This is a genomic window from Actinocrinis sp., assembly GCF_035946395.1.
Taxonomy (GTDB): Bacteria; Actinomycetota; Actinomycetes; order Streptomycetales; family Catenulisporaceae; genus Actinocrinis.
In genome coordinates this window covers 16,381-40,554 of record NZ_DASYZI010000307.1, presented here as the reverse complement: position 1 = coordinate 40,554, position 24,174 = coordinate 16,381, and the positions used below count along the sequence as shown (strand labels likewise).

General features: G+C 71.1%; 17 protein-coding genes and 1 pseudogene. 13 read left to right on the top strand and 5 right to left on the bottom strand.

Annotated features, from left to right (window positions below):
• The first annotated feature begins 235 nt into the window (after positions 1-235).
• From VGS97_RS18750 to VGS97_RS18740, 3 genes are all read left to right on the top strand, one after another.
• Positions 236-1,324, top strand: coding sequence for a S1C family serine protease (locus VGS97_RS18750; RefSeq protein ID WP_326854874.1), 1,089 nt, complete (start codon positions 236-238; stop codon positions 1,322-1,324).
• 188 nt (positions 1,325-1,512) lie between these two features.
• Positions 1,513-2,664 carry an acyl-CoA dehydrogenase family protein gene (locus VGS97_RS18745; RefSeq protein ID WP_349262184.1) on the top strand — a complete coding sequence of 384 codons (1,152 nt, stop codon included), beginning with the start codon at positions 1,513-1,515 and terminating at the stop codon, positions 2,662-2,664.
• A 192-nt stretch (positions 2,665-2,856) separates the two neighbouring features.
• Positions 2,857-4,176 (top strand): DUF475 domain-containing protein, encoded by a 1,320-nt coding sequence (locus VGS97_RS18740; protein WP_326854872.1) that lies wholly within the window; start codon positions 2,857-2,859, stop codon positions 4,174-4,176.
• Positions 4,177-4,350: 174 nt separating this feature from the next.
• Here the strand turns inward: VGS97_RS18740 and VGS97_RS18735 are convergent, their stop codons facing one another.
• On the bottom strand, positions 4,351-5,505 hold the full coding sequence (locus VGS97_RS18735; RefSeq protein WP_326854871.1) for a site-specific integrase: 1,155 nt from the start codon (positions 5,503-5,505) through the stop codon (positions 4,351-4,353).
• Positions 5,506-5,612: 107 nt separating this feature from the next.
• Between VGS97_RS18735 and VGS97_RS18730 the strand changes: the two genes are divergently transcribed.
• Genes VGS97_RS18730 through VGS97_RS18720 form a run of 3 tightly spaced genes read left to right on the top strand, consistent with a single transcriptional unit; the run spans position 5,613 to position 8,635 of the window.
• Positions 5,613-6,857, top strand: a complete 1,245-nt coding sequence (locus VGS97_RS18730; protein WP_326854870.1) for an FAD-dependent oxidoreductase — start codon at positions 5,613-5,615, stop codon at positions 6,855-6,857.
• Positions 6,858-6,914: 57 nt separating this feature from the next.
• The gene (locus tag VGS97_RS18725; protein WP_326854869.1) at positions 6,915-8,111 is read left to right on the top strand and encodes an MFS transporter; all 1,197 of its coding nucleotides are present in this window, start codon (positions 6,915-6,917) and stop codon (positions 8,109-8,111) included.
• Positions 8,112-8,122: 11 nt separating this feature from the next.
• Positions 8,123-8,635, top strand: coding sequence for a mycothiol transferase (locus tag VGS97_RS18720; RefSeq protein WP_326854868.1), 513 nt, complete (start codon positions 8,123-8,125; stop codon positions 8,633-8,635).
• A 179-nt stretch (positions 8,636-8,814) separates the two neighbouring features.
• Here VGS97_RS18720 and VGS97_RS18715 read toward each other — a convergent pair whose 3' ends face one another.
• Positions 8,815-11,466 carry a tetratricopeptide repeat protein gene (locus tag VGS97_RS18715; RefSeq protein WP_326854867.1) on the bottom strand — a complete coding sequence of 884 codons (2,652 nt, stop codon included), beginning with the start codon at positions 11,464-11,466 and terminating at the stop codon, positions 8,815-8,817.
• A gap of 4 nt (positions 11,467-11,470) precedes the next feature.
• Positions 11,471-13,297, bottom strand: a complete 1,827-nt coding sequence (locus VGS97_RS18710) for an HSP90 family protein (RefSeq protein ID WP_326854866.1) — start codon at positions 13,295-13,297, stop codon at positions 11,471-11,473.
• A gap of 80 nt (positions 13,298-13,377) precedes the next feature.
• On the opposite strand from VGS97_RS18710, the gene VGS97_RS18705 reads away from it, so the two are divergent.
• Positions 13,378-13,845, top strand: coding sequence for an Lrp/AsnC family transcriptional regulator (locus VGS97_RS18705; RefSeq protein ID WP_326854865.1), 468 nt, complete (start codon positions 13,378-13,380; stop codon positions 13,843-13,845).
• A gap of 215 nt (positions 13,846-14,060) precedes the next feature.
• The gene (locus tag VGS97_RS18700; RefSeq protein WP_326854864.1) at positions 14,061-14,810 is read left to right on the top strand and encodes an NAD-dependent deacylase; all 750 of its coding nucleotides are present in this window, start codon (positions 14,061-14,063) and stop codon (positions 14,808-14,810) included.
• A 13-nt stretch (positions 14,811-14,823) separates the two neighbouring features.
• Here the strand turns inward: VGS97_RS18700 and VGS97_RS18695 are convergent, their stop codons facing one another.
• Positions 14,824-15,729, bottom strand: a complete 906-nt coding sequence (locus tag VGS97_RS18695; RefSeq protein ID WP_326854863.1) for a LysR family transcriptional regulator — start codon at positions 15,727-15,729, stop codon at positions 14,824-14,826.
• A 142-nt stretch (positions 15,730-15,871) separates the two neighbouring features.
• Here VGS97_RS18695 and VGS97_RS18690 point away from each other — a divergent pair, with 142 nt between their 5' ends.
• The 4 genes from VGS97_RS18690 (at position 15,872) to VGS97_RS18675 (ending at position 21,547) form a co-directional block, all read left to right on the top strand.
• Positions 15,872-17,005: an FUSC family protein gene (locus VGS97_RS18690; protein ID WP_326854862.1), complete on the top strand. Its 1,134-nt coding sequence runs from the start codon at positions 15,872-15,874 to the stop codon at positions 17,003-17,005.
• 130 nt (positions 17,006-17,135) lie between these two features.
• Positions 17,136-18,866, top strand: coding sequence for an amidohydrolase (locus tag VGS97_RS18685; protein WP_326854861.1), 1,731 nt, complete (start codon positions 17,136-17,138; stop codon positions 18,864-18,866).
• Positions 18,867-19,006: 140 nt separating this feature from the next.
• Complete coding sequence (gene lnt, locus VGS97_RS18680; RefSeq protein ID WP_326854860.1) at positions 19,007-20,719, top strand: apolipoprotein N-acyltransferase; 1,713 nt, start codon at positions 19,007-19,009, stop codon at positions 20,717-20,719.
• Between the two features lie 24 nt (positions 20,720-20,743).
• Positions 20,744-21,547 carry a polyprenol monophosphomannose synthase gene (locus VGS97_RS18675; RefSeq protein WP_326854859.1) on the top strand — a complete coding sequence of 268 codons (804 nt, stop codon included), beginning with the start codon at positions 20,744-20,746 and terminating at the stop codon, positions 21,545-21,547.
• 383 nt (positions 21,548-21,930) lie between these two features.
• Here the strand turns inward: VGS97_RS18675 and VGS97_RS18670 are convergent.
• Positions 21,931-22,275 (bottom strand): annotated as a pseudogene (locus VGS97_RS18670) (RNA polymerase-binding protein RbpA); the annotation flags it as partial.
• Between the two features lie 385 nt (positions 22,276-22,660).
• Here VGS97_RS18670 and VGS97_RS18665 point away from each other — a divergent pair.
• Entirely contained in the window at positions 22,661-24,154 is a 1,494-nt protein-coding gene (locus VGS97_RS18665) for a hypothetical protein (RefSeq protein ID WP_326854858.1), read from the top strand.
• The last annotated feature ends 20 nt before the right edge of the window (positions 24,155-24,174 follow it).

Below are 24,174 nucleotides of genomic sequence, written 5' to 3'. Positions count from 1 at the left end.
CATACCGCCCTTTCGGCCCGTCGCCTGTGGGGCAGATATTACGGTGGCGATCACTGGTGGGCGGCGGCTCACCGGGCGGGTTTCCCGGGAACAGTGGATATTGTGCGCCGGACGGTTGAGCCGGCGCGCCGTGTGGCGGTCGGCCCGGTGTTCTTACGAAATCCGGGGTGGGTTTCTTGAGGTCGTCTGACCTTAGTCTCAGATGTCTTTCAAGGAGCCTGGGCACTCTCGAACCATGACCGAGACGCAGCACGAACCCAACGCCGCCCAGGCGGAGCCGCAGTGGACGGCTCCCCGCCCGTACGGCCAGAGCACCGTCCAGGCTCACGAGGGTGATTACGCCTGGCAGAGCTCCGGTCAGCCGCAGCCCGTCGGTCAGCCCCCGGGTTGGACCGGCGGTCCCTATCCGTCCCAGGTCACCCAGACCATTGATCCGGCCGCCTCCATCGTTCCGGGTCGCCGCGCCCCGATGAAGTTCGGCCTCGGGGTGGTCGGCGCGTTCGTCCTCGCCGCGGCCGCCGTCGGCGGAGTGGCGGGCGCGTACGTCGGCTCGCACAACTCCGGCTCCGGCTCCGTGGTGACCTCGATCACCGGAGTCGGCACTTCGAGCACGACCTCCACGGTCGGCAAGGTCGCCAGCGCGGTCCTGCCCAGTGTGGTGCAGGTCAACGAGAACACCGGCGCGGTCTCCGGCGTCGGCTCCGGGATGATCATCTCGTCCGACGGGAAGATCGTCACCAACAACCACGTGATCGCCGACTACGTCGCCGAGGGCGGCCAGCTGACCGTCACGCTCTACAACGGCAAGAACTACGACGCGAAGGTCATCGGATACATCGCGGCCGACGACATCGCGGTCATCCAGGCCGAAGGCGTCTCCGGGCTGACCCCGGTCACCTTCGCAGACTCGTCCAAGGTCCAGGTCGGCGACGCGACCGTCGCCATCGGCTCGCCCGACCAGCTACAGAACACCGTCACCAGCGGCATCGTCTCGGCGCTCAACCGCAAGGTCTCGGTGAGCGAGTCCACCAACAACGGCGGCGGCTTCCCCGGCTTCGGCTGGCGCGGCCTCGGCTCGACCACCACGGTCACCTACTCCGCCATCCAGACCGACGCCTCGATCAACCCCGGCAACTCCGGCGGCCCGCTGCTGAACACGGCCGGACAGGTGATCGGGATGAACTCGGCCATCTACTCCTCGTCCTCAAGCGGGTCGGACTCGGGTTCGGTCGGCCTCGGCTTCGCGATCCCGGCCGACACCGTGTCCGCAGACATGCAGAAGATCGAGAACGGCGGCGGCGATTCCTCCGCGACGAGTTCCTGACGGGCCACCCGCCGGGAGCAACGCTCTCGGCCAGTGTCCGAGCGCTTGGTGCCCGGGTGGTCGCAGGGCGCTACAGTGACCGGCGTGCGGGGAACCATCCCGGCACGCCGGTGGCGCGTTCCGGGGCGCGGATCCACAAGATCACGCCCTTGCCGCCACCGACCTCCACCGACCCGTGGGAGGCCGAAATGGACGCCGCACGCCGCGCGCTGCTGCCCACCGAGGAAGCCGTCGAGCTCCTCGAACTGACCGCCGAGCTCGCCGAGAAGGAACTCGCTCCTCGCGCCGCCGAGTACGAAGAAGCGCACCGCTTCCCCCGTGAACTGTTCCGCGTCCTCGGACGCTCGGGGCTGCTCGGCCTGCCGTATCCGGAGGAGTACGGCGGTGGCGGGCAACCGTATGAGGTCTACCTTCAGGTCATAGAGGAACTGGCCCGCAACTGGCTTGCGGTCGGCATCGGCGCCTCGGTGCACACGCTCTCCTGTCACGCCCTCGCCTATCACGGCGACGCGGCGCAGAAAGAACGCTGGCTTCCCGACATGATCGGCGGCGAACTGCTCGGCGCCTACTGCCTGTCCGAGCCCGCGCACGGCTCCGACGCGGCGAATCTGACCACCCGCGCGGTCCTCGACGGTGACGCGTACGTCGTGGACGGTACAAAGGCCTGGATCACCCATGGTGGTGAGGCCGACTTCTACACCGTGCTCGTACGCACCGGTGGCCCGGGGGCCCACGGCATCAGCGCCCTGCTCGTCGACGCGCAGAGTCCGGGCCTGAGCGCCGCGCCGCCGGAACGGAAGATGGGCCTTCGCTCGTCGACGACCTCTCAGGTCCGGTTCGACGGCGCACGGATCGGGGCCGCGCGCCTCCTCGGCGCGGAGGGTGACGGGTTCGCCATCGCGATGGAGGCCCTCGACGGCGGCCGTCTCGGCATCGCCGCCTGCGCGGTCGGGCTGGCGCAGGCCGCGTTCGACGTCGCGGTGGCTTACGCGCGTGACCGGGTGCAGTTCGGAAAGCCGATCCTCGAATTCGAGGGCGTCGGCTTCCTGCTGGCCGACATGGCCACCCGTCTGGAGGTCGGCCGGGCCGCCTACCTGGCCGCGGCACGGTTGCGTGACCGGGGCCTGCCGTTCAGCATGCAGGCCGCCGCGGCGAAGCTCTACTGCACCGACGCCGCGATGCAGACGGCGGTCGACGCGGTCCAGGTCCTCGGCGGATACGGCTACACGGCGGACTTCCCGGTCGAGCGGTACCTGCGCGAGGCCAAGGTGCTTCAGATCGTCGAGGGCACCAACCAGATTCAGCGCATGGTCATCGCCCGCGGGCTCACCCGCGCCTGACCTGCGCACGACAAATCAGTCAGTAGCCATCGCAAACGTCACATGCTCCGGCGCACGAGGCAGGATCGAACACCAGCGTGATTCATTTCACCGGAACGTAGGACGAATTCGCGTCTCGTACCCGGCCGTGGTCGGGTAGCTTTCGTTGCAGGGCGCTCACGGCGCGGGTCCCTGGCGGGAGGCGGATTGGCGATGGCGGGCGCGATCGGCCTTTCGAAGCAGCGCGGCGGTCTGCGGGTGTTCGGCGTCGCGCACCTCGTCGCGATCGGCTGTCTCACCGCGGCGTACATGATCGAGGGAGTGCACGGCCTGGCCGTCGCGGCGCTGCTCGGCGTCCTTGAGGTCGCGGTCTCCTTCGACAACGCGATCGTCAACGCCACCGTACTGGCCCGGATGGGGCTGTTCTGGCAGCGGATGTTCCTGTCCATGGGCATCGTGGTCGCGGCGATCGGCATGCGGCTGCTCGTACCGCTGGCGATCGTGAGCATCGGCGCGCGGATGAGCCCGACCTCCGCGATCGACCTGGCGTACTCGAACCCGGAGCGTTACCACCAGCTGCTGCTCGCCGTGCAGCCCGGCATCGCGGCCTTCGGCGGGGCGTTCCTGCTGATGATCTTCCTCGGCTTCGTGTTCGAGGAGCGCGACGACGTGTGGGTCGGCTGGTTCGAGCGGCCGCTGCGCCGGCTCGGCCGGATGCCGCACATCGGCGAGGTCTTGGTGCTGGCCTTCGCGGTGATCGCGGCCGGCACCGTCGACAGCACGATCTCGATGAAGGTCGTGGTCGGCGCGGTCGCCGGCCTTGGATCGTTCCTGCTGGTCAACGGGATCAGCCAGCTGATCGCCGAACAGGCGGACGCGGACGGCGCCTCCCGCCCCCGGGCCACGGTGAACGGCAAGGGCGCCTTCTTCCTGTTCTGCTACCTGGAACTGCTCGACGCGACGTTCTCCTTCGACTCGGTGATGGGCGCCTTCTCGGTGACCCTGGACATCTCGCTGATCACCATCGGCCTGGCGATCGGCGCGGCCTACATCCGTGCCCTGACGGTGTACGTCGTGCGCCGCGGCACACTGGACCAGTACCGCTACCTGGAGCACGGCGCGTACTACGCGATCGGCATGCTCGCGGTGCTGTTGATGGTCGAGGTCTGGCGCGACGTGCCGGACGTGCTGACCGCGGGCGCGGGCGCCGCGTTGATCATCGCGGCGGTGGCCTCCTCGCTGGCCGCGCGCAGGCGCCAGGATCTGGCGCGGCGGCGCGGACAGTACAGCGACGGCCCTGACGCCGAGGTGCACGCAGGCCCCGGCCACATCGCCGAGTACGAACGCGACCGTGAGCGTCACGCGGGGTCTACTGAACGTTCCGGTCCCGGCGCCGGGACTCGTGCCACCGGCTCCGAGCGGCGACAGGACCGGGACGCCGACCGGGAGCGAGAGCGTGCGCGGGAACGGGAACGGGAACGGGACCATCATGAGAGCCACCAAAACCACGCCCGCGGCCGCGCCGTGGGCTGAGCTGTTGGCTGGGCTGTGAGTTGTGAGTTGGGCCGTGGGTTGGTCTGTGGGCTGAGCCGTGGTTGAGCTGTGAGTTGGGCCGCGGGCTGATGGCAATCCGATTATCGGTTCCAACTATTAATCGGGCGGCGATCTAATCAGGCAGCGATCCCTCGTGCGGACTCTGAAGTCTGATTATCGGACTGTGGTGGTGCTGGTGGGCTCTTCAGTGTGATGATCGCCAACCTGAAGATTGGCAGTTTGAGGATCGCCAGTCTGAGGATTGGCAGCCTGATGATCGACCGTTTGGCGATCTGCGGTTTGGTGATCCGTGGTTTGATGGCCGGTGGGTTGGTGACCGGCGGACTGATGGTCGTCTTCGAGGATCCGGGAGGGTTTGACCTCGACCGCGCGGCGTAGCTGTTCCAGGCGGTAGGGGAGCGGGAGCCAACCGGGTGAGCCGGCGAGTTCCGCGTTCAGTTCCACGACGGTACGCGTGTACGCGCGTTGCAGTCCTCGGGGGCGCAGCGGCATCCCGGCCGGCCGGCGGATCGAATGGCCGTCTGCGGCGGGCAGGCCCGCGTGGTTGCCCGCGACTGACACCCAGAGCGACTTCACGCCGATGTGCAGCGGCGTCAGGATCTCCTCACGCGCGGCCAGCCAGTGCCGCAGCGCCACTGCGGTGCCCGGGGAAAGCACGATCCGCTCGGTGGCCGGTTCGGAGACCGATCTCGCCTGCGGCCGCCGCACGAGCGTCAGCACCACCTCGGGTCCGGAGAGGTCGAGGTCTTCGACGCGCAGCGCACACAGCTCGCCGACCCGCGCGCCGGTGTCCAGTACCGTGCCGATGATGGCCAGTAGCCTGATGCGCCCTGGCCGGGTCGGCGGGCTCTGCGCCTTCTGTGCCAGGTACGCGCGCAGTTGGGAGCGCGTCGGCCCGTTGACCACCTCGCGCGGCGCGGGGAGCGGTGCCCGCTCGGCTATCACCAGCGGCAGCGCCAGTTCCTGGCAGATCAACCGCAGGCAGTCCTCGCGGATGCGCATCGACGAGGCGCTCGACGTGCCATCCCCGCTGCTCGTGGGCCGCTGCCGCAGCTCGCCATTCTGCGCGAGCCGCAGATACGACGTGAGCGCTTGCGGGCTGAGCAGGGCGGCTGCCTCGTGCACCAGGCCGCCGGGCCGGAAATCCGGGTGAGCGCTGACGATCCGCAGTTCCTTCGCGACCCAGCGCAGTTGCCGCGCCCGCGCCGCGCTCGTGCTCTCGCGCAGGCACAGCCGCTCTACCGCAGCCTCGATCTGCGCGATGGCGATACGCGCGACATGGCTACCGTCCGGTTGACGCTCCGTCACGAACGATCAAGATACCGGCCGCTACCGACAAGTGATAGCGGTCATCTGATAGCGGTGTTTTGGCGGGGTGGCTATTCTCTACACAGTGTAGAAGTTGGAGGCCGGGTATGGGGACTGACCGCGAGGTTGTGATCATCGGGGCGGGGGTCGGCGGTCTGGCTGCGGCCAATGCGCTGTACCGCACCGGATGGCGGGTGACCGTCCTGGAGCGGGCCGACGCGCTGCGCCCTATCGGAGCTGGAATCGCTGTGCCGCCCAATGCGATGTACGCGCTCGATGCCGTGGACGCCGACGGGATGACGCTCGGGGCGCGAGTCCGCGCGGTCGGCGATGCGTCTGGGGGTGCGATCGGCGCGCGGCGGCCGGACGGTCGCTGGATCTTCCGGCCGAGCGGTGATCCAGTTGGCCGGCGATTCGGCTATCCCGTCTATTCGCTGGTGCGTACTGAGCTGCTGGCGACGTTCGCCGTGCAATTGCCTGCGGACACGATCCGTTTTCAGACTGAGGCGCTGACGATCGACCCCGGCTCGGCTGATCGGCCCGCCCGCGTCGAGACGGCGGGTGGCCGTGCTTACGAGGCGGACCTTGTGGTCGCGGCGGACGGCGGACGTTCGGCCGCGCGTCGTGTCCTCTTCCCGGATCACCCCGACCCGGCGGACGGCGGCTACACGATCTGGTGGATGCTCGCCCCTGGTCTCGACGACGGTGAGGAGGTCATCGCGAGCGAGGCCATGGGCAAGGGCGCGGTCTGGGGGACGTGGCCGCTGAACGACGGACGTATTTACGCCTATGCGACGGTGCTCAAGCGCATCCGGGATGGCGTGGAGAACGGTGAGCGGGCGAGCGAGCGGGCTGGTGTCGGCGATCCGCTCAGCGAACTGCGCGTGTACTTCTCGGACTGGTATCCGCAGATCCGCCGCATCCTCGACGCGGTGGACCCCGCGTCGGTCTACCGGGACGACGCCCGCTGGATGCGTACGCCGCTGCCTGCCTACCACGTTGGGCGTGTCGCACTGCTCGGCGACGCCGCGCACCCGATGACCCCGGACCTCGGTCAGGGCGGCTCGCAGTCGATCGAGGACGCGGTCGTGCTGGCGAGGCTGCTCGCTGAGGTCGGGAGCGGGCCGTTGTCCGGTGCGCTGGCCGCCTACACGGCGGCGCGGCTGCCGCGCACGATGGGCATGGTCAAGCGGTCCAAGCGCATGGCGACGTTCCATCACGCCTCCACGCCGCTCGGCATGGCCCTGCGCGACCAGGCGCTGAAGCTGAGCAGCAGCGAACGGACCGTCGGGCTTGCTCCTGCGCACCTTCGATCCCGTGTTCGGCTGGAAGCCCTGACGACGGTCGGGTGACTGCGCGCCGGAAGGTCGGCGATACTCGGACGCAGGCTGATGATCGTAGGAGGTCGCGTGGCGGTAGCGGGGGAGCGTGGCCGCTTTGCGGTCGCGGTGGCGTACTGCGCGTTCGTCCTGGTCGGGGTGAGCGCCGGCGTGGGCGGGGTGCTGCTGCCCGCGCAGATGAGCGATTACGGCGTGGACCGGGCGAAGATCGGAATCACGTTCTTCGTGTTCTCCGCGGGTTTCATGCTGGCCGGGGCGAGCACCGGCGCTTTGGTGCACCGGCTCGGCACGCGCGTCGCGCTGGCCGCCGGCACCGCTGTCTTCGCGCTGTCGGCCTTCTACACGGCCACCCGCCCTACGTTCGCCGGGCTCGTCGTCGTGCAGGTGGCGCTCGGCTACGGCATCGGTGTCCTCGAAGCGGTGCTCAACACCTATCTCGCCCAGCTGTCGGGAGCGGCGCGGCGGGTGAACTGGCTGCACGCGTTCTTCGGGGTCGGCGCGCTGGTCGGGCCGCTGCTGGCGACGTGGATGCTCAGTTCGCGGTCGTGGACGAGCGTGTGGCTCGTGATCGCCGTGCTGCTCGTGCCGCTGCTGATCGGCATCCTGCTGGCCTTTCCCCTCGGCGCGTCCAGCGGCCCAGCCCCCGGAACCGAGCGCCGCGGCCTGCTGACCGACACCGTGCGCGACCGCTCCGTGCAACTGGGGGCGCTGTTCCTGGCGGTCTACGTCGGCCTGGAGATCAGCGTCGGCAACTGGGGATTCAGCTTCCTGGTGGACGGGCGCGGCCAGTCGCGGCTGCTGGCCGGGTACGCGGTCAGCGGATTCTGGTTCGGCCTGACCGCGGGCCGGTTCGTGATCAGTCCCGTGGCTTCGTGGATCGGGCTGAGCGAGCTCGGCATGACCTTCGCCTGCCTGACCGGGATCGCGGCGGTGATCGGGCTGATCTGGCTGGCGTCCGGGCCCGTGATGGACAGCGCGAGTTTCGCGCTGCTGGGCTTCTTCCTCGGCCCGGTCTTCCCGACCACGATGGCGATCACGCCGCGCCTGACCGAGCAGCGGCGGGTGCCCACCGCGATCGGCGTGATCAACGGCGTATCCGTCATCGGCGGCAGTGTGCTGCCTTGGCTGGCCGGCACGATCACCGAATCCGCGGGCGTCTCGGCGCTGATCCCCTTCAGCGTCACACTGGCCGCGCTGCTCCTGCTGATCTGGTGGCGGCTGGCCAGACAGCTAGGGTTGGTGCGACAAACCGTCACCGTCGGGTAGGGAGGAGCGCCATGAGCGGCGCTGAGTTGCTCGTCGACGCGCTGGGCCGGGTCCGGGAGATCGTGCACGAGAGTTCGCGGGGCCTGACGCCTGAGGAGTTGGCGCAACGGCTGGATGAGGGATCGAACTCGATCGCGTGGCTGCTGTGGCATCTGACGCGGATCCAGGACGACCACTGGTCCAAGGCGCTGGACGCCGAGCAGGTGTGGATGACGGACGGCTGGCACGAGCGCTTCGGCCTGCCGTTCAAGGCCGAGGACACCGGCTGGGGGCACGAGCCGCGGGACGTCGCGCTCGTACGCGTCGAGGCGGAACTGCTGATCGGATACCACGACGCGGTGCACGAGCACACGGTGCGGCTCGTCGAGCCGGTGACCGATGAGGACTTCGCGCGCATCGTCGACCGCAACTGGGACCCGCCGGTGACCCTCGGAGCCCGGCTGATCACGGTGGTCTCCGAGGGGTTCCAGCACGGCGGTCAGGCTGCGTACATCCGTGGCGTGCTGGACCGGCGGAGGGGTTAGGGCGGGTTCGAGAAGTAGGGTCGGATCGGGGCGCAGTGTCTGGCGCGTGCGATCGCAAGGCGGAGGGTCGCGTCCATACTGGAATTTCGGGCACGGCGCGACAACGCGGCGGGCGGGCGTGACAGGCGCCGACCCTGGCCCCGACCCTGCTTCTCACAACACGCCCTGACTTCGAACCCTCACTCGCCGGCCGCGTCCTGCTCGGCCTCGTGGAGGTAGGTGAGCATCTGGTCGATCTGCTCGACCGTGTTGGCGATCTCGGCCTGGATCGGCTCCGGGCGTTGATCCTCCGGCACGGCTTTCAGCTCGGCCAGAACGGCGTGCATCTGCGACAGCGCCTCCGTCCATGACGCTGCCGTCCCATCGTCGTCCGACCAGCCCACCAGCCAGGCAGCTGAACGCAGACACCGCACACGCGCCGTCGTGTTGCCCAGCGCGCCCCACAGCTCGGCGACCCGCCGATACGCGGGGAGCGCCTCGTCGAAGAGCCCTGCGCTCTGCAACGCCTGCGCTGCGGACCAGGCCACGCGGGCGTGCGCGACTTGGTTGCGCGGGTCGTCCTGCACCAATTCGGCGGCGGCGAGGTACTGCTCGGCGGCCTTGCGGTGCTCGTTCAGCCGGGCGAGGCAGTCGCCGTACTGTTCGCGCGTCATGGCGATGACCGGGCCGTCGTACGGCACGTGGACGCGCGGCATCAGCTCGTCGAAGAGCGCCGCGGCCTCGCCGTACCGCTCAAGCGCGGCGTAGGCGCGAGCGGCGGTGAAGCGGTTGTGCAACGTGTCCGGCTCGCTCAGCCCTTCCCACAGGTCGGCGGCGCGCAATGCGGCGTCGATGAAGTCGAGCCGACGATCCTGCTGCCGCGACAGCGTCTCGGCGAGCAGCGAACCGAGCTGCGCACGTTCCTGCGGGCTGATCACGTCCCCGCCGTGGACGAGCGCGGCCCGGACGTGGAGCTCTGCGATCGCGCCGTCCCCAGCCTGCATCGCGAGCTGTCCGAGCAGCCCCTCCGGCTCCGCGGCGTCCCACGTCTGCCCGGCGGCGAGGAAACCGTCGCGGGACGCCTCAAGGTGCACGGACGCTTGCGCGGCCTCCTGCCGGAAGAGCGCCAGCTGCGCCAGCATCCGGTGGTAGACGGCCGCGCGGCCCGGCTCGCCGAGCTTTTCGGCGAGTTCGAGTTCGGCGCCGACCAGTAGCGCGGCACTCTGCGCCGCAGCCGGGTCCTGCTGCCGGGCGAACGCGTTGAACGCGAGATAGGCGGGCAGGCCGCGCGCGCCGAGGTACTGGCGCGGCGTCAGCTCACCGGCCGCGAAAGCCGCCTCGGCCTGTGCGCCGATCACCGCCGCCTCTGCCTCGGCCGTCTCCCGGTCCCCGGTGAGGAACGCCGCGAAGGCGGCGGCGCCGCGAGCTTCCCGCGCCTCGGCCGGCTCGCCGAGTTCGTCGAAGCGCGCGGCTATCGCGCTCAGCGCGGTGCGGGTCGCGGCCGGTTCTTGTTCCATCCGGGTGCCGGCCCGCGATCGCTCGATGCGCGCCGTGATCCCGGCGGGCAGCTCGGCGCCGTGGGCCGCGACGCGCTCCCATGCCTGCCGCGCGTGCGGATGACGCAGGTCGGTGAGGCGCGTCGCCTCCGCCACGAGCTCGTCGAGGATCGAGGCCGAGCCGGTCAAGATCCCGGGTGCGGGCGACGGCGTGTCAGAGGCCCGGGTTTCGCCGTCGCGCAGCGTGGCGTGGGGCAGAACCGTCGACGAACCCAGCGGCAGCGATGCGACCAGCGGCTCGCTCTCAAGCTGCTGCGTCGTGCGCCGGGAGACGACGTCGTTGCCGTTGCGCTTGTCGAACAGCGCGCACAGCCCGGAGATCTGCGCCTGCACCGACTGCGCGGTGTCGGCGACCGTGGAGTCGCCCAGTTCCAGCCCGCCGAGGCCGAGGCCGACCAGCCGGCGCAGCAGGATCTGCGTCCCGCTCAGGAAGGACAGCCGCGAGTCCGCGTCCTCCGCGCCCGGCGCCAGGAAGGCCGCGTGCTCGGTCAGGATCTCAAGGCCCCGCGCCTCGTTGCCGGTCAGCGCGCAGAACTCGATGTGCCGCGCGAGCGTCGAGCGCAGGTTCGGCACGCCCCGGGCCATCCGGTACCCGCGCAGGTGGTTCGCCCGCGCCTCGTCGTACCGGCCGAGCCGCACCAGCGGCAGCAGGCTGCGGGCGAGCACCCGGTGCGGCTCCTCGGCGCACACCAGTTGCCCGTCCAGTACCGGACGCCACAGCTCCAGCGCCTGCTCGTCACGCTCGTGGAACGCGTGCCAGCCGCCCTGGCTGCCGGCCTCGCAGGCGTTGCAGTCCGCCATCGTGTCGCGCGGCGCGTCCAGCCAGGCCTCGAACTCCCGCTCGGCGGTCGCCGTGTCGCCGGTCGCGTGCGCCAGCCGGTGCCGTCCCATGTGCACCGGCCGCGGCGAATGGCCCGCCTGCCGGTAGCGCGACTCCATCTCGCCGAGCCAGCGCTCGACCGAGGCCAGCGGGACCTGCGGCACCGAGACCATCCCGCTGGTCGCCCACTTGAAGCACCAGAACAGGCTGTGCCTGCGGTGCTGGTCGAACGCCGCGGCGTCGCCGTCCCACAGCCGCAGCAGCCGAGCGAACGGAACCAGCAGCTTCGACTGCTCGGCGCCGAACTCGTAGGCGTTGATCACGTCGAGCAGCGCATGCGCGTGCAGCGACGCGTCGCCGGTTGCTTCCGCGGCGTCCACGAGATACTCGGCCCGCGCGATCTTCACCGGGCCGCTCGGCGCGCGCCCGTTCTCGGCCAGCGCCGCCCGGATCTCCTCCACCGTCATCATCGACATCGGCTCAGACCCCGTCCCCGGCCCGCGCGGCCAGCGAGGCCCAGGCCAACAGGTCGCCGAAGGCTCGGTTCAGCAGCGCGGTGTCCGCCGGGCGCAGCGGACGGTGCGTCATCAGCAGCGCTTGGCCGTACAACGCCTCCACGGCGGTGGTAAGCAGTGCTCGGTCGCTGATTCCGGTCAGTCTGCGTACTACCGGGCTGTGGTGGTTGAGCACCAGCTGCGCCCGCGGCGCCGACGACTTCAAGGCGCCCAGGATCTCGGCCCACAGCTCGTCCGCCGCCGCCTCGGTCTGCGCCCGGCTGCGCTCGTGCCGCGCATCCCGGCTGTCCAGGTGCAGCGCGGGCACGGAGACGGGGGCGAACGCCCGCAGCACGACGTCGCAGTCCAGCGGGTCGAGGATCGCCCGTGCCGCGGACAGGAACCCGGCCAGGGCCAGTTCCTCCGCCGGGTCCACTAGATCCAGGTGCGCGGTCACCACGTCCGCGCCCAGATCGCCGACCACGACGCCCGGCATCACCTGCGGCAGCTGCTCGACCAGTTCCGCGTCGTAGGTGTAGCCGCCGTTCACCACGCCGATGCCCTGCGCCGCTGCGATCGGCGCGACTTGCCTGAACTGGTCCACGGTGCGGGCCACGTGGATCGCCGGATGGTTGCGCGCGAACTCGGTCAGCGGCACCCGGCCGTCGGTGGTCTCGAATTCCAGGAACGGCAGCATGATCCGCAGCAGCTCCTGATCGTGCCGGGCCAGGGCCTTGACCCCGAGCGCGTGCACCGACAGGAAAGCGGCCAGCCGGTTCGGATCCTCGGCCGCCAGTCCAGTCAGCCAGTCGCGGATCCGCACGCCGAGCGCCTCGCGCACGGCTGACAGCGTCTCGTCCTCGTACAGTCCCTCGCGCGACGCGGTCGGCCGCAGCGTGTCGGTGTCGATGGCGCAGCGCACGAAGAACGCCCACTCCGGCAGCAGCCCGGTCGCCGCGTCGGAGAGCAGCATGCCTTTCAGGTGCACTCGGTGCCGACCGGCCTCGGTCGGGTTCGCCGCGGACGGCAGCACGTACGCCACCCCGCGCACCCCGGCCACCGGCACGTCGAGTTCGATCACGTCCAACGCGGCGAAGCCCAGCGTCTGCTCGCCGTACTCGAACAGGGCCAGCCGCCGCGCCGCCGGCGACGCGTAATCGCGATCCCAGACCGGCGGGCTGTCCGTCGTGCGCACCTCGCCCTGCGGAGTCTCGACGACGACCTCGTACGGCAGCAGCGAGCCGAAGTCCCGGGCCAGCGCCGCGACCCGGTCCGGCGCGAACCAGCGCTGCGCGCCCGGACGCGGCGTCAGCAGCACGCTGGTGCCGGGCTCGGCCCGGTCGGAAGCGGGCAGCTGCCTGATCGTGTAGCGGCCGTCCGACGTCGCCAGCCACTCGACCGGGAGCGCGTCCGGGTCGACGGCCGAACGCGTGGTCACCCGGATGGTGTCCGCGACGGTGAAGCAGGCCAGCAGCCCGATGCCGAACTGGCCGAGGAACTCCCGGCGCGCCCCGGCCAGGTCGTCGCGCTTCGAGGAGCGGCCGATGGTGGCCAGGAAGCGGTGCACGTCCGCCACGGTCAGCCCGATTCCCGGGTCGTCGATCCGCACCGACTCCCCGTCGGCGGCCAGCCGGATCGAGACCGGCGCCGCCGGGTCCGTGCCGAGCCGGGCGGTCACCGCGTCCACCGCGTTCTGCAGCAGCTCGCGAATGTAAATTCGCGGCGACGAGTAGAGGTGGTGCGAGAGCAGGTCGACCAGGCCGCGCAGGTCGACTTGGAACGCATGTACGTCGGCTGGAGCGTTGTCGGACATGCGCCCGATCGTAGGGGAGGGGCAGGACACTGTGCTGCCGTGTTTCGAAGACTCCGGCCCGAACCGGCTACCGTGGGGGGATGGAGGAGATCGATCGGCGGATCGTGCGGCTGCTGCTCGCCGACGGCCGGATGAGCTATACCGACCTGGGCAGGGCCACCGGGCTTTCCACGTCGGCGGCGCACCAGCGGGTCCGCAGGCTGGAGCAGCGCGGCGTGATCAAGGGCTACCGGGCCGTGGTGGACGCCGAGTCCGTCGGCCTGCCGCTGACCGCCTTCATCTCCGTGAAACCGTTCGATCCGGCCGCCCCGGACGACGTGCCGGACCGCCTCAAGGAGCTCGGCGAGATCGAGTCCTGTCACTCGGTGGCCGGGGACGAGAACTACATCCTCAAGGTGCACGTCGCCACGCCGAGCGCGCTCGAAGGGCTGCTGGCCAGGGTCCGCTCGGCCGCGAACGTCTCGACCCGCACCACGATCGTGCTCTCGACGCCGTTCGACGGCCGCATGCCGGAGCTGCCGGACCCGGACCCGGACCCGGTGGCGTAGCGCAGGGCTGTCAGGCCAGGCCGGTGACGGTGGGGACGATGAGGGACACGGCCAACACGATCAGCCCCACGCCGCCCAGCCGGGAGCGGCGATCACGCCGAGCTGGTTGTTGTCGCTCACCGGTTGGTACTGGTAGCCGAGAAGCAAGCCGTCCCGCGTCATGCGTTCACTGTCGCAGAGTCCTAACCATGCGCGACACCCCGTACCGTAGAGGCATGGCTGACGACTGGCGCGGGCGCCCCGGACCGATCGCCGTGCTCACCGGCGCGGGGATCTCCACCGACTCCGGCATCCCGGACTTCCGCGGGCCGCGGGGCCTCTGGACGAGGAATCCGATCGCCGAGCTGGCCTCGACGTATCAGAACTACGTGGCCGATCCGCAGCTGCGCGTGCGCGCCTGGCAGGCCCGGCGGGACAATCCGGCGTGGAAGGCCGAGCCCAACGCGGGCCACCGCGCACTGGTCGACCTGGAGCGCTCCGGCCGCGCCGTACGCATCCTCACCCAGAACATCGACCGGTTGCATCACCGCGCCGGGTCCAGCGGGCGCAAGGTGCTCGAACTGCACGGCAACATGCTTGAGGTCGTCTGCGTGTCCTGCGATGCACGCGCACCGATGCGGGAGACGTTCGACCGGGTCGCGGCCGGCGAGCCCGACCCGGCGTGCGTCGAGTGCGGCGGGATCCTCAAGTCGGCCGTGGTCATGTTCGGTGAGCCGCTCGACGAGCAGGTCATCGGCGAAGCCGCCGTCTACGCGCAGAAATGCGACATCTTCCTGGCCGTCGGCACCTCGCTGCGGGTGCATCCCGCCGCAGGGCTCTGCGAACTGGCCGTCGGAAGCGGGGCCGACCTGGTCATCGTCAACAACGAGCCGACGCCGTACGACGAGCTGGCCACCGAGGTGATCCGCGAGCCGATCTCCGAGGCGCTGCCGCGTATCGTCGCCGAGCTCATCGCCGCGGTCTGAGACCGGCGTCCCGTCACGGCAGCTCCGGGGCGGTCGCGAGGACCGACTCGCGGAACGCGGCCACGGCGGGGGAGGCCCACCGGTCCGCGCGCCACACCAGGCCGAGCTCCCGTGAACCGCCGGTCCCGGCCAGCGGGACGTAGCGCAGCCACGGGTCGCCGCCGTGGTCCACGCCGCCGTCGTACGTGCGGGCACGCGGCAGCACCGCCACGCCGAGGCCGACCGCGACCATCCCGCGCAGCGTCGCCACGTCGTCGCCCTCGAACGCGATCGCCGGCGTTATCCCCGCCTCCCGCCACAGTTCCTCGCTGGATTCGCGCAGCCCGGTACCCGGCTTGTTCGCGACGAACGTCTCCGCCGCGGCCTCGGTCAACCGCACCCGGCGGCGCTGCGCGAAGCGGTGCCCGACCGGCACGGCCAGGTACAGCCGCTCCCGGCGCAGCGACCGCCAGGCCAGCTTCGGGCCCGCCGGACGCGGCGAGGTGATCGCCAGGTCGACCTCGCCGCGCTCCAGCGCGGCCAGATTGGTCGCCGATCCGCCCTGGATGAGCTGGAAGCGCACCCCCGGATACTCGGCCCGGAACGAGAGCAGCAGGCGCGGCACCAGCCAGGTGCCCACCGTGTGCAGGAACGCCATCGCCACCGTGCCCGACTCCGGACTGGCCAACTCGGCCACCGCGCGCCGGCCCGCCTCGGCTTCGCCGAGCACGCGGCGGGCGTGTGCGAGATACGCCTCGCCATAGCGGTTCAGCGTGAGCACCCGGCCCTTGCGGTCGAACAGCGGTGCGCCGATTTCCGCTTCGAGCCGGGCCAGTGCGCGGGAGAGGCCCGGCTGCGACAAACCGAGTTCGGCGGCGGCGCGCCCGACGTTCTCCGTCTCGCACAGCACCGTGAACCAGTGCAATTCCTCGATTTGCATACATTAATTCTTACATGCGTGACACGCATCGAAACTGGCATGTTTGGTTATTGGACGCATCACGCCAGCGTGCGTCACCATAGATGTGCCTCGACCGCGTCCCGCAGGGGACGCGGCGGGGACGGCCCGATGACGCGTCGCCGTGTCCACATCCACTGGCGCGTCCTCGGGGGAGGCTCAAGCCGCCGTGTCCACCTACAGCGACACTGTTCGAGAACTGCGATCGCCGCGCAGGGTGACGCACACCCCGCTGGCCGCGCTCGCGCCTTTGCGCGGCGCCCTGCTCGCGTCCGGGGTCATGCTGCCGCTGTCCCTCGGCGTCGCGCTCGGGCACGCGCAGTACGGCGTCTTCGCCGCCCTTGGCGCGCTGCCCTCCGGCTTCGCCGCGATGTTCGGCGAGGGTCGCAAGAGACCCGCCGCCGTGGCGCTCGCGTCGGTGGGCATGGCGGTCGGCGCGTTCGTCGGAGCGCTCGCGGCCGGGAGCCCGCTGCTGTTGGTTCTGCTCGCCGCGATCTTCGCCTACGCGGCCGGGATAGTCGGCGCGTTCAGCGACCGTGTCGCCGTCGCCGCGCTTCAGTGGCCCGGCGCGCTGCTGATCGCCACGGCCACTGCGGACGGCCCGCGCGAGGCAGCCGTGCGTGGCGTGCTGGTGCTGGCCGGAGGGCTCGGCCAGGCTGCGTTGGTCGCAGTTGCTATTGCCATACGTGGCGAGTCGGTTCATTCGGCTGATGGCGGATCATCGCCGCGCTCACGCCGCAGCCCGCGCGCCTTCGCCGGCCACCTCGTCGGCACCGTACGCGCGCACCTCGGATTGAGCACCGAGCAGGGCCAGCACGCGCTGCGCCTGGCCGGTACTGCGGCGGTCGCCGAGAGCGCCGCTCTTCTGATCGGGCTACCGCATCCGTACTGGGCCACGCTCACCGCCGTCCTGGTGCTCAAGACAGACCACGTGCTCACCGTGCGGCGCAGCCTCGACCGGATCGGGGGCACCGCCGTCGGTGTTCTGCTCGGCCTGCCGCTCGCCGCGCTGGCCCACTTCGGCACCGCGCCGCTGCTGCTCGGCGCGGCACTGGCCGTCGCCCTCGGCTACGCCGTCTTCGCCGCGAACTACTTCCTGTTCTCGGTGTTCCTGACCGGCTTCGTCGTCGTGCTGCTCGACCTGCTCGGCGAGACCGCCGGCCACACGGTCGGCCCCCGGCTGCTGGCGACGCTGCTCGGCGGCGTGATCGCGCTGGTCGCGTCGCACGTCCGTCCGGCGCGGTCGCCGCAGGGCTGAATGCGCCGTCTTGGCGCACGAGAGGCCCGGACAGGGGCGAACGTGCGCGGCAGGCGCCGCGACCCCGGCTCCGCTTCTCAAACACCCCCTAAACTGGCTTAGGAGCGGCCCGTCGGGTGAGATAGACCTCATGACGGCTGAGCAGACAGTCCGTGACGACCCGGGCTCGGTACGTACCACCACCCTGCTGCGCAACGGTGCCATCTACACGTCCGCCGAGCCCTTCGCCACCGCGATGGTGGTGGAGAACGGGACCGTCGCGTGGGTCGGCTCGGAAGGTGAGGCCGACGCGCACACGGACTCGGTCACCGAGACGATCGACCTGCGCGGAGCCCTGGTGACACCGGCGTTCGTGGACGCCCATGTCCACGCCACCTCCACCGGGCTCGCGCTGACCGGCCTCGACCTGTCCGGCTGTGCGTCGCGCGTCGAGGCGCTGGACCGGATCGGCGCCTACGCCGCGAGTCTGCCTCAAGATGCTGTGGTCCTCGGCACCGGTTGGGACGAGACCACGTGGGATCGCGCTGCGTCCGACGGTCGGCGGCCTCCGACGAGACCGGAACTCGATCGTGCCGTCGGCGGACGCAGAACGTACTTGTCCCGCGTGGACGTGCACAGCGCCATCGTCTCCAGCACTCTGCTCGATGCCGCGCCTGAGGCACGCTCAGCGGCCGGTTACGCCGAAGACGGGCCCGTCTCCCGTGACGCCCACCACGCTGTCCGGTCTGCTGCCCTCGCCTCGGTCACCCCGGCTCAGCGGGCCACCGCGCAGCGCGCGACGCTGCGTCGCGCCGCCGAACTCGGCATCGGCGCTGTGCACGAGTGCGGCGGCCCGCAGATCTCCAGCGAGGACGACTTCACGGGGCTGCTCGCGCTGGCCGCCGATCCGGCGGTCCCGACGCCGTACGTGTTCGGGTACTGGGGCGAGCTGACCGATCCGGTCAAGGCGGTCGAACTCGGCGGCGTCGGCGCGGGCGGCGACCTGTTCATCGACGGCGCGATCGGCTCGCACACCGCCTGCATGCGCGAGGCCTACGCCGACGCGGCCGAGTCCGGCCTCGGTGCGGCGAGCACGGCCGGATACGCCGGGGCGGCGTATCTGACGACCGAGCAGATCGGCGGCTTCCTGATCGCCTGCATCGAGGCGCAGGTGCAGCCCGGGTTCCACGTCATCGGCGACTACGGGCTCGACCTGTTGGTCGCGGGGCTCGACCTGGCGCACGACGTGCTCGGTGAGAAGCGGCTGCGAGCCGCGCGGGTGCGTGCCGAGCACGCCGAACTGCCGGACCACGAACACATCAAGAAGTTCGTGCACCACGGCGTGATCATCTCCGCGCAGCCGGGTTTCGACGCGGCATGGGGCGGCGTCGACGGTATGTACGCCCAGCGCCTCGGCCCCGGCCGCTCGCTGGGCATGAATCCCTTCGCCGCGATGGTCGCGGCCGGGGTGGTCCTCGCGTTCGGGTCGGACTCGCCGGTGATCCCGCTGGGGCCGTGGGAGGCGGTGCGCGCGGCGGCTTTCCACCACGTCCCGGCCTCGCGGGTGTCCGCGCGTGCCGCGTTCGCCGCGCACACGCGCGGGGGCTGGCGCGCGCTCAACACGAAGGCCCCGGGCGTTCCTGGCGACGAGACCGGCGCTCTGATGCCAGGCGCTCCGGCAACGTACGCGGTGTGGGATGTCAGTGAAGGTTACGCAGCGGCGCAAGCCCCCGACGTGTCGTCGACGGCCGTGTCCGCTGACGAGCGTGCGGGCGTGCCCGGACTGCCGGATCTGACCCCCGGCGTCGCCCCTCCGCGCTGCCTGCGCACCGCCGTGCGCGGCCGACCGGTCCATGATCTGCTGCCGGGGCGGTGGGCATAGGCCGCAGCCTGGCCGTTAAGGATCCAACTGTATAGTTTCGCAGGGTGGATACCCTGCCGGTGTCGGTCGAGCGCCCCGACGACGACTCATTCCAGGCGCCGGATAACACATCCAGTTCGCCTCCACCCCGACTTCGCGGCTTGCGTCGCCCACGTCCCGGCGTGCACTGGATCCCGCAGATCGCCGCAGCCGTGTCCGGGTTGCTGCTCGTCGCCGCCTTCCCGCCGATCGGCTGGTGGTGGCTGGCGCCGCTGAGCGTCGCAGGGTTCACCCTCAGCGCACGTGCCGCTTCAGCCATGCGCGAGCGACGCGGCCTGCGCAGACCGGCCGTCGCCGGGGCTTGGGCCGGGTTCTGGTTCGGCCTCGGCTTCTGCGTCTTCTCGTTCAAGTGGCTCACGACCGTCGGCACCGACGCGTGGATCATCCTCAGCATCATCGAGGCGCTCTATTTCATGCCTCTCGGCGCCGGGACGGCCGCGGTCAGCCGGCTGCGCGGCGCCGTGTTGTGGCAGGCGCTGCTGTGGATCGCCGAGGAAGCGCTGCGCAGCCGCTGGCCGCTCCAGGGCTTCTCCTGGGGGCGGCTGGCCTTCAGCCAGAGCCACACCCCGTTCACCCCGCTCGCCGCGCTCGGCGGCGCGCCGCTGGTCAGCTTCGCCACCGCGCTCGTCGGCACGGCGTTGGCCGCCCTGCTGCTCACGGTGTACCGGTCGAGAGTGCGCGTCGGCCGCCTCGCCTGGCTCGCCACCGGCGGCTGGCTGCTGCTGGCCGCCGCCGTCCCGACCGTCGGCCTGCTCGTGCCGTTGCAGACCACCGCCGGCAAGCCCGTCCAGCTCGCCGCGATCCAGGGCGACGTGCCGCGCACCGGCCTTGACGCGTACGGCCAGGCCTCCGCGGTCCTGGACAACCATGTCGCGGTCACCGAGCAGTACGCCGCGCAGATCGCCGCGGGCAAGACGCCGCAGCCGGCCGCCGTCTTCTGGCCCGAGGACTCCGACGACGTCGATCCGTATCAGGACCCGGTCGCGTACGCGAAGCTCATGCAGGCGGCGCAGGCAGTGCACAGGCCGATCCTGGTCGGCGCCATCGTCGAAACCGGGCCGCAGCAGGCCCGCAACGAGGGCATCGTCTGGGACCCGGCCACCGGCCCCGGCCAGAGCTACACCAAGCGGCACCTGGTCCCGTTCGGCGAGTACATCCCGTGGCGTGCGGAGCTGAGCAAGTACATCTCAGAGCTCTCACGCGTCCCGCGCGACTACGTGCCCGGCAACGCGCCCGGCGTGCTCACCATCGGCGGCGTGCACATCGCCGACGTCATCTGCTTCGAGGTCGCCTACGACGACATGGTGCGCGACTCGGTGCGTTCCGACACCGGGGTGCTCGTCGTGCAGACCAACAACGCCACCTACGGCTGGAGCGGCCAGCCCGAGCAGCAGCTGGCGATCACGCAGCTGCGCGCGGTCGAGCACGGCCGCCCGGTGCTGATCGCCGCGACCAGCGGCATCTCCGGCTACATCACCGCCGACGGCAACGTGCAGCAGGAGACCCGCCAGTTCACCCCCGCCATCATCGCGGCCGACGTCACGCCGCGCACCGGCCTGACCCTGGCCGACCGGGTCGGCGTGTGGCCGGAGCTGGCGATGACCGCCGGGGCGCTGCTCACGTGGGCGGCGGGCGTGCGGGTCGGCCGCCGGCGTCCGGCGACAGTGCAACCGGTAGTGCAACCGACAGTGCAACCGGATTCGGGCGGATCGCAGTCGGTTCAGTCACCTGAGTCAGTACGACCGCACTCGGGGGAAGGGCCTGGCGGCGGCTCCGGTAGCCTGTCCGCGGCCTTGAGCCCCACCGAGTCATAAGTCACCAGCAAGGAAGGCCCGCAAGTGACCGCCCCGACCAGCCCGGCCGACGACGCGAGCGCCGCCGGACTCGCCCCGGTCCTCGTGATCATCCCGACGTACAACGAGTCGGAGAACCTGGAGCGGATCGTCACCCGGCTGCATGAGCACAACCCCGAGGTGCACGTCCTCGTCGCCGACGACAACAGCCCCGACGGCACCGGCGAGATTGGGGACAAGCTGGCCGCCAAGGACCAGCGGGTGCACGTGTTGCACCGCAAGGGCAAGGAGGGGCTCGGCGCGGCCTACCTGGCGGGGTTCGCCTGGGGCCTGGACGCCGGCTACGCGGTCATCGTCGAGATGGACGCCGACGGCTCGCACCGCCCGGAGGACCTGCCCAAGCTGCTCGCCGCGCTGCACGAGCAGAACGCCGACCTGGTGCTCGGCTCCCGCTGGGTCAAGGGCGGCAGCGTGGTCAACTGGCCCACGTCGCGCGAGATCCTCTCGCGTGGCGGCAACCTGTACGTGCGCGTGGCCACCGGCATGAAGCTGCACGACGCGACCGGCGGTTTCCGCGCGTTCCGTCGGGCCACGCTTGAGGGGATAGGGCTCTCCAACGTCGAGTCGGCCGGCTACTGCTTCCAGGTGGACATGGCCCGCCGCGCCGTGCAGACCGGCTTCAAGGTGGTCGAGGTCCCGATCACGTTCGTCGAGCGGGAGTTCGGCGTCTCGAAGATGTCCGGCAACATCGTCGTCGAAGCCCTGTGGCGCAGCACCGTCTGGGGTTTCCAGGACCGCACCGCGAAGCTCACCGGCCGCGGCGCGAAGAATCAGCAGAGCCATCAGTAAGCCGGCCGCGACGAACGAAAACGGCCACCCGGTCGGGTGGCCGTCACATGAGTGCGGGGCGGGAACCGGGCACGGACGGCCCGGGTGCGCACGACCTGTTTCGTTGCGGTCTGTGCCATCGCGGCATGAGCCGTCGTGGCGCGCCCCGTCCGGGCACGCCTCGTCACGGCGTACTACTTCGTCGCGGTGCCGGCCTTGTCGGCCGTGGTCCGCTTCACCGGCCGACCGGTGGCCTTGGTGGTCGGTGACTTCGACGCCGGGGCGGCTTTGGCGGTCACGCTCTTCTTCGTCGGCGCGCTCTTCGCTGCCGTGTTCTTCGCGGGGGCGGGACGCACTGCCGCGGTCCCGGTCCTGGTGTCGACCAACGTCGCCGGCCCGCCGAGCATGGCGTGCCGGATGCCACCCGTCCGCAGCACCTCAAGGCGCTCGGCCAGCACCTCTTCCAGGTCCGCGACCGTTCGGCGCTCCAGCAGCATGTCCCAGTGCGTACGGCTCGGCTTACCCGGCTTCTGCTCCGGCGCCTCGCCGTCCACCCGCACCGCCTGCGCGCCGCAGATCCGGCACTCCCAGGTCGCCGGAACCTCCGCCTCCAGTGCGAACGGGATGTCGAAGCGATGGCCGTTCGGGCACCCGTAAGCCACATCCTGCCGGGGCGCCAGATCTATACCGTCGTCGTTCTCGTAGCTGGTCGCGCCGAGCCGCGTGCCCCGTAGCGCTCGCTCGCTCATCGTCCCCTGTCCTCCTGCCTGCGGCACGCGCCGCAGCGCCGACCGCATCCGTCCGTCCGTGTGAGCACAACGTCTCGGGGCGCCGCCTTGTTCCCCCGCAGGTGCCGCAACGCGCAGCGAACCGTCGACAGCTGGGCCATACCCGAATAAAAACGCCCAAATCATTCACGCCTTCGGGTGGCTCGGCCGAGTGCGGAAGCGGGCGCGGACACGGCAGTGCGTCCGAGTGGCAAACTGTTGGTCAAAACCATTGGAAAACGCCGCTTAGACGGCTCGGGCCAGGCAGAATACGAAACCTGTCCGACCCCGTCCGGTTCGGCCACACCCCGTGCTCAACCACGTCCGCCCGCCGGGCCCCCTGCCCCAGGAGTAGAAGGGCGAGCCGATGAGCGGCGCCCCCGTGGAGCCGCGACGGCCCGCGGAGCAGGACGCGACCCGCTACGTGTGCGCCGCGGCCCACGTCGATGCCGAGTTCGCCCGCCGGGTGGTGCGCGAACTGCTGGTCGCCGAGCACCGGCTGCCGGTCCCGCACCCGTCGCTCGACCTGCCCACCGTGGTGCGCCACGCCATCGCCTCGCGGGCCCGGCGGCTCTACCGCGACAGCGTGATCGTCACCGTCCTCGTGCTCGCCGTCGCGGTCTCCGGGTGGAGCGCGGCCGCGTGGTACGCCTCGCTGGCCGGGCTGTGGCTGATCCTGCGGGCCGCGCGCCGCCCGGCGGCCGGAACGGTCGCACGCAACGTCGGCCTGCTCGCCGCGCTGGTGTGGGGCTTCGCCGCGCTCGTGCTGATCTCGCTCGCGGCGACCACCGCCGACCCGTTCGGGCTGCGCGAGGCGTGGCACCTGTCGAGGCCGACCGACACCGGCGTGGCCGTGCGGCTCGGCGTGCCGCTCGCCGCCGCCCTGGTGAGCTGGCTGGCCGTGGCCGCCGAGGAGATCGCCGCCTACATCACGGTGGCGGAGCGGCTGCGCCGCGACCGGTTCACCCCGGGCCGCTGGCTGTCCGCCGAACCGGCCTGGGCCCAGCACGCGCTGGCCGTGCTCGGCGAGCGGCTGGCCGACGGCCGCCTCGAACACCACCCGGTGGCCGACCCGGAGAACCCGTTCATCGGCGCGGGCCCGCAGGTGCTGCGCCGCCGCTGGCTGATAGAACTCGGTCCGGCCGCCTCGCGCACGGCCTCCTTCGACGTCGCCGACCTGCTCGACCGGATCGGCGAGCGGCTCGCCGACGGCCTCGGGTCGCTGGATCCGGCCGATCCGTCCGACAAGGGCGGCGAGGTCACCGTGGACGACTGCGCGATATCCACCGTCCCCGCGCTGGCCACGCGGACCGCCGGCAACGAGGTGCGGATGCTGCCCGACGCTCCGGACGCGGTCCGCCGCGGCGCCGGGCCGCGGGTGTTCCGCAGGGTCCGCATCGGCGGCGACCCGGCGGGCCTCACCGTCACGGGTTTCATCCATGCCACCGCCGGCGCGGGTCTGCTCCAGGTCGAGCTCTACGGCCACGTCCTCGGCCCGATCGCCCAGCGTTACCGAGTCCCCGACCGCACCGCGCCGTTCGGCGGGGCCGCCGCGCTCACCTGCGCGGTGCGTGCGGTGCGCAAACTGCCCGGTGCCGTGTTCACCGCTCCGCGCGCAGTGGTGCGCACCGCCGCCGACCCGATCCGCCGCCGCCGTCACCGGGCGCTGCTCGGGCGTGCCGCGGCGTCCGGCCTGACGGTGACGGCCGGAGCGACCTACGACGTGCGTGAGGCCGTCGCGGCCAAGCCCGGCACCGACCGCTTCGCCGACGAGGACGCCAATCTCTACCTCGCGGTCATCGAGCGCCGCGTACGCGAGGAACTGCGGCCGCTGCTGCCGGCCGGTACGACAGAGTTCTGACGGCTCCCTGCGTCCCGTCG

What these genes read in the sequence shown, in the direction of transcription:
- VGS97_RS18750 (WP_326854874.1), top strand. Translation starts at nt 236, where the DNA reads ATGACCGAGACGCAGCACGAACCCAACGCCGCCCAGGCGGAGCCGCAG.
- VGS97_RS18745 (WP_349262184.1), top strand. Translation starts at nt 1,513, where the DNA reads ATGGACGCCGCACGCCGCGCGCTGCTGCCCACCGAGGAAGCCGTCGAG.
- VGS97_RS18740 (WP_326854872.1), top strand. Translation starts at nt 2,857, where the DNA reads ATGGCGGGCGCGATCGGCCTTTCGAAGCAGCGCGGCGGTCTGCGGGTG.
- VGS97_RS18730 (WP_326854870.1), top strand. Translation starts at nt 5,613, where the DNA reads ATGGGGACTGACCGCGAGGTTGTGATCATCGGGGCGGGGGTCGGCGGT.
- VGS97_RS18720 (WP_326854868.1), top strand. Translation starts at nt 8,123, where the DNA reads ATGAGCGGCGCTGAGTTGCTCGTCGACGCGCTGGGCCGGGTCCGGGAG.
- VGS97_RS18715 (WP_326854867.1), bottom strand. Translation starts at nt 11,466, where the DNA reads ATGTCGATGATGACGGTGGAGGAGATCCGGGCGGCGCTGGCCGAGAAC.
- VGS97_RS18710 (WP_326854866.1), bottom strand. Translation starts at nt 13,297, where the DNA reads ATGTCCGACAACGCTCCAGCCGACGTACATGCGTTCCAAGTCGACCTG.
- VGS97_RS18705 (WP_326854865.1), top strand. Translation starts at nt 13,378, where the DNA reads ATGGAGGAGATCGATCGGCGGATCGTGCGGCTGCTGCTCGCCGACGGC.
- VGS97_RS18700 (WP_326854864.1), top strand. Translation starts at nt 14,061, where the DNA reads ATGGCTGACGACTGGCGCGGGCGCCCCGGACCGATCGCCGTGCTCACC.
- VGS97_RS18695 (WP_326854863.1), bottom strand. Translation starts at nt 15,729, where the DNA reads ATGCAAATCGAGGAATTGCACTGGTTCACGGTGCTGTGCGAGACGGAG.
- VGS97_RS18685 (WP_326854861.1), top strand. Translation starts at nt 17,136, where the DNA reads ATGACGGCTGAGCAGACAGTCCGTGACGACCCGGGCTCGGTACGTACC.
- VGS97_RS18665 (WP_326854858.1), top strand. Translation starts at nt 22,661, where the DNA reads ATGAGCGGCGCCCCCGTGGAGCCGCGACGGCCCGCGGAGCAGGACGCG.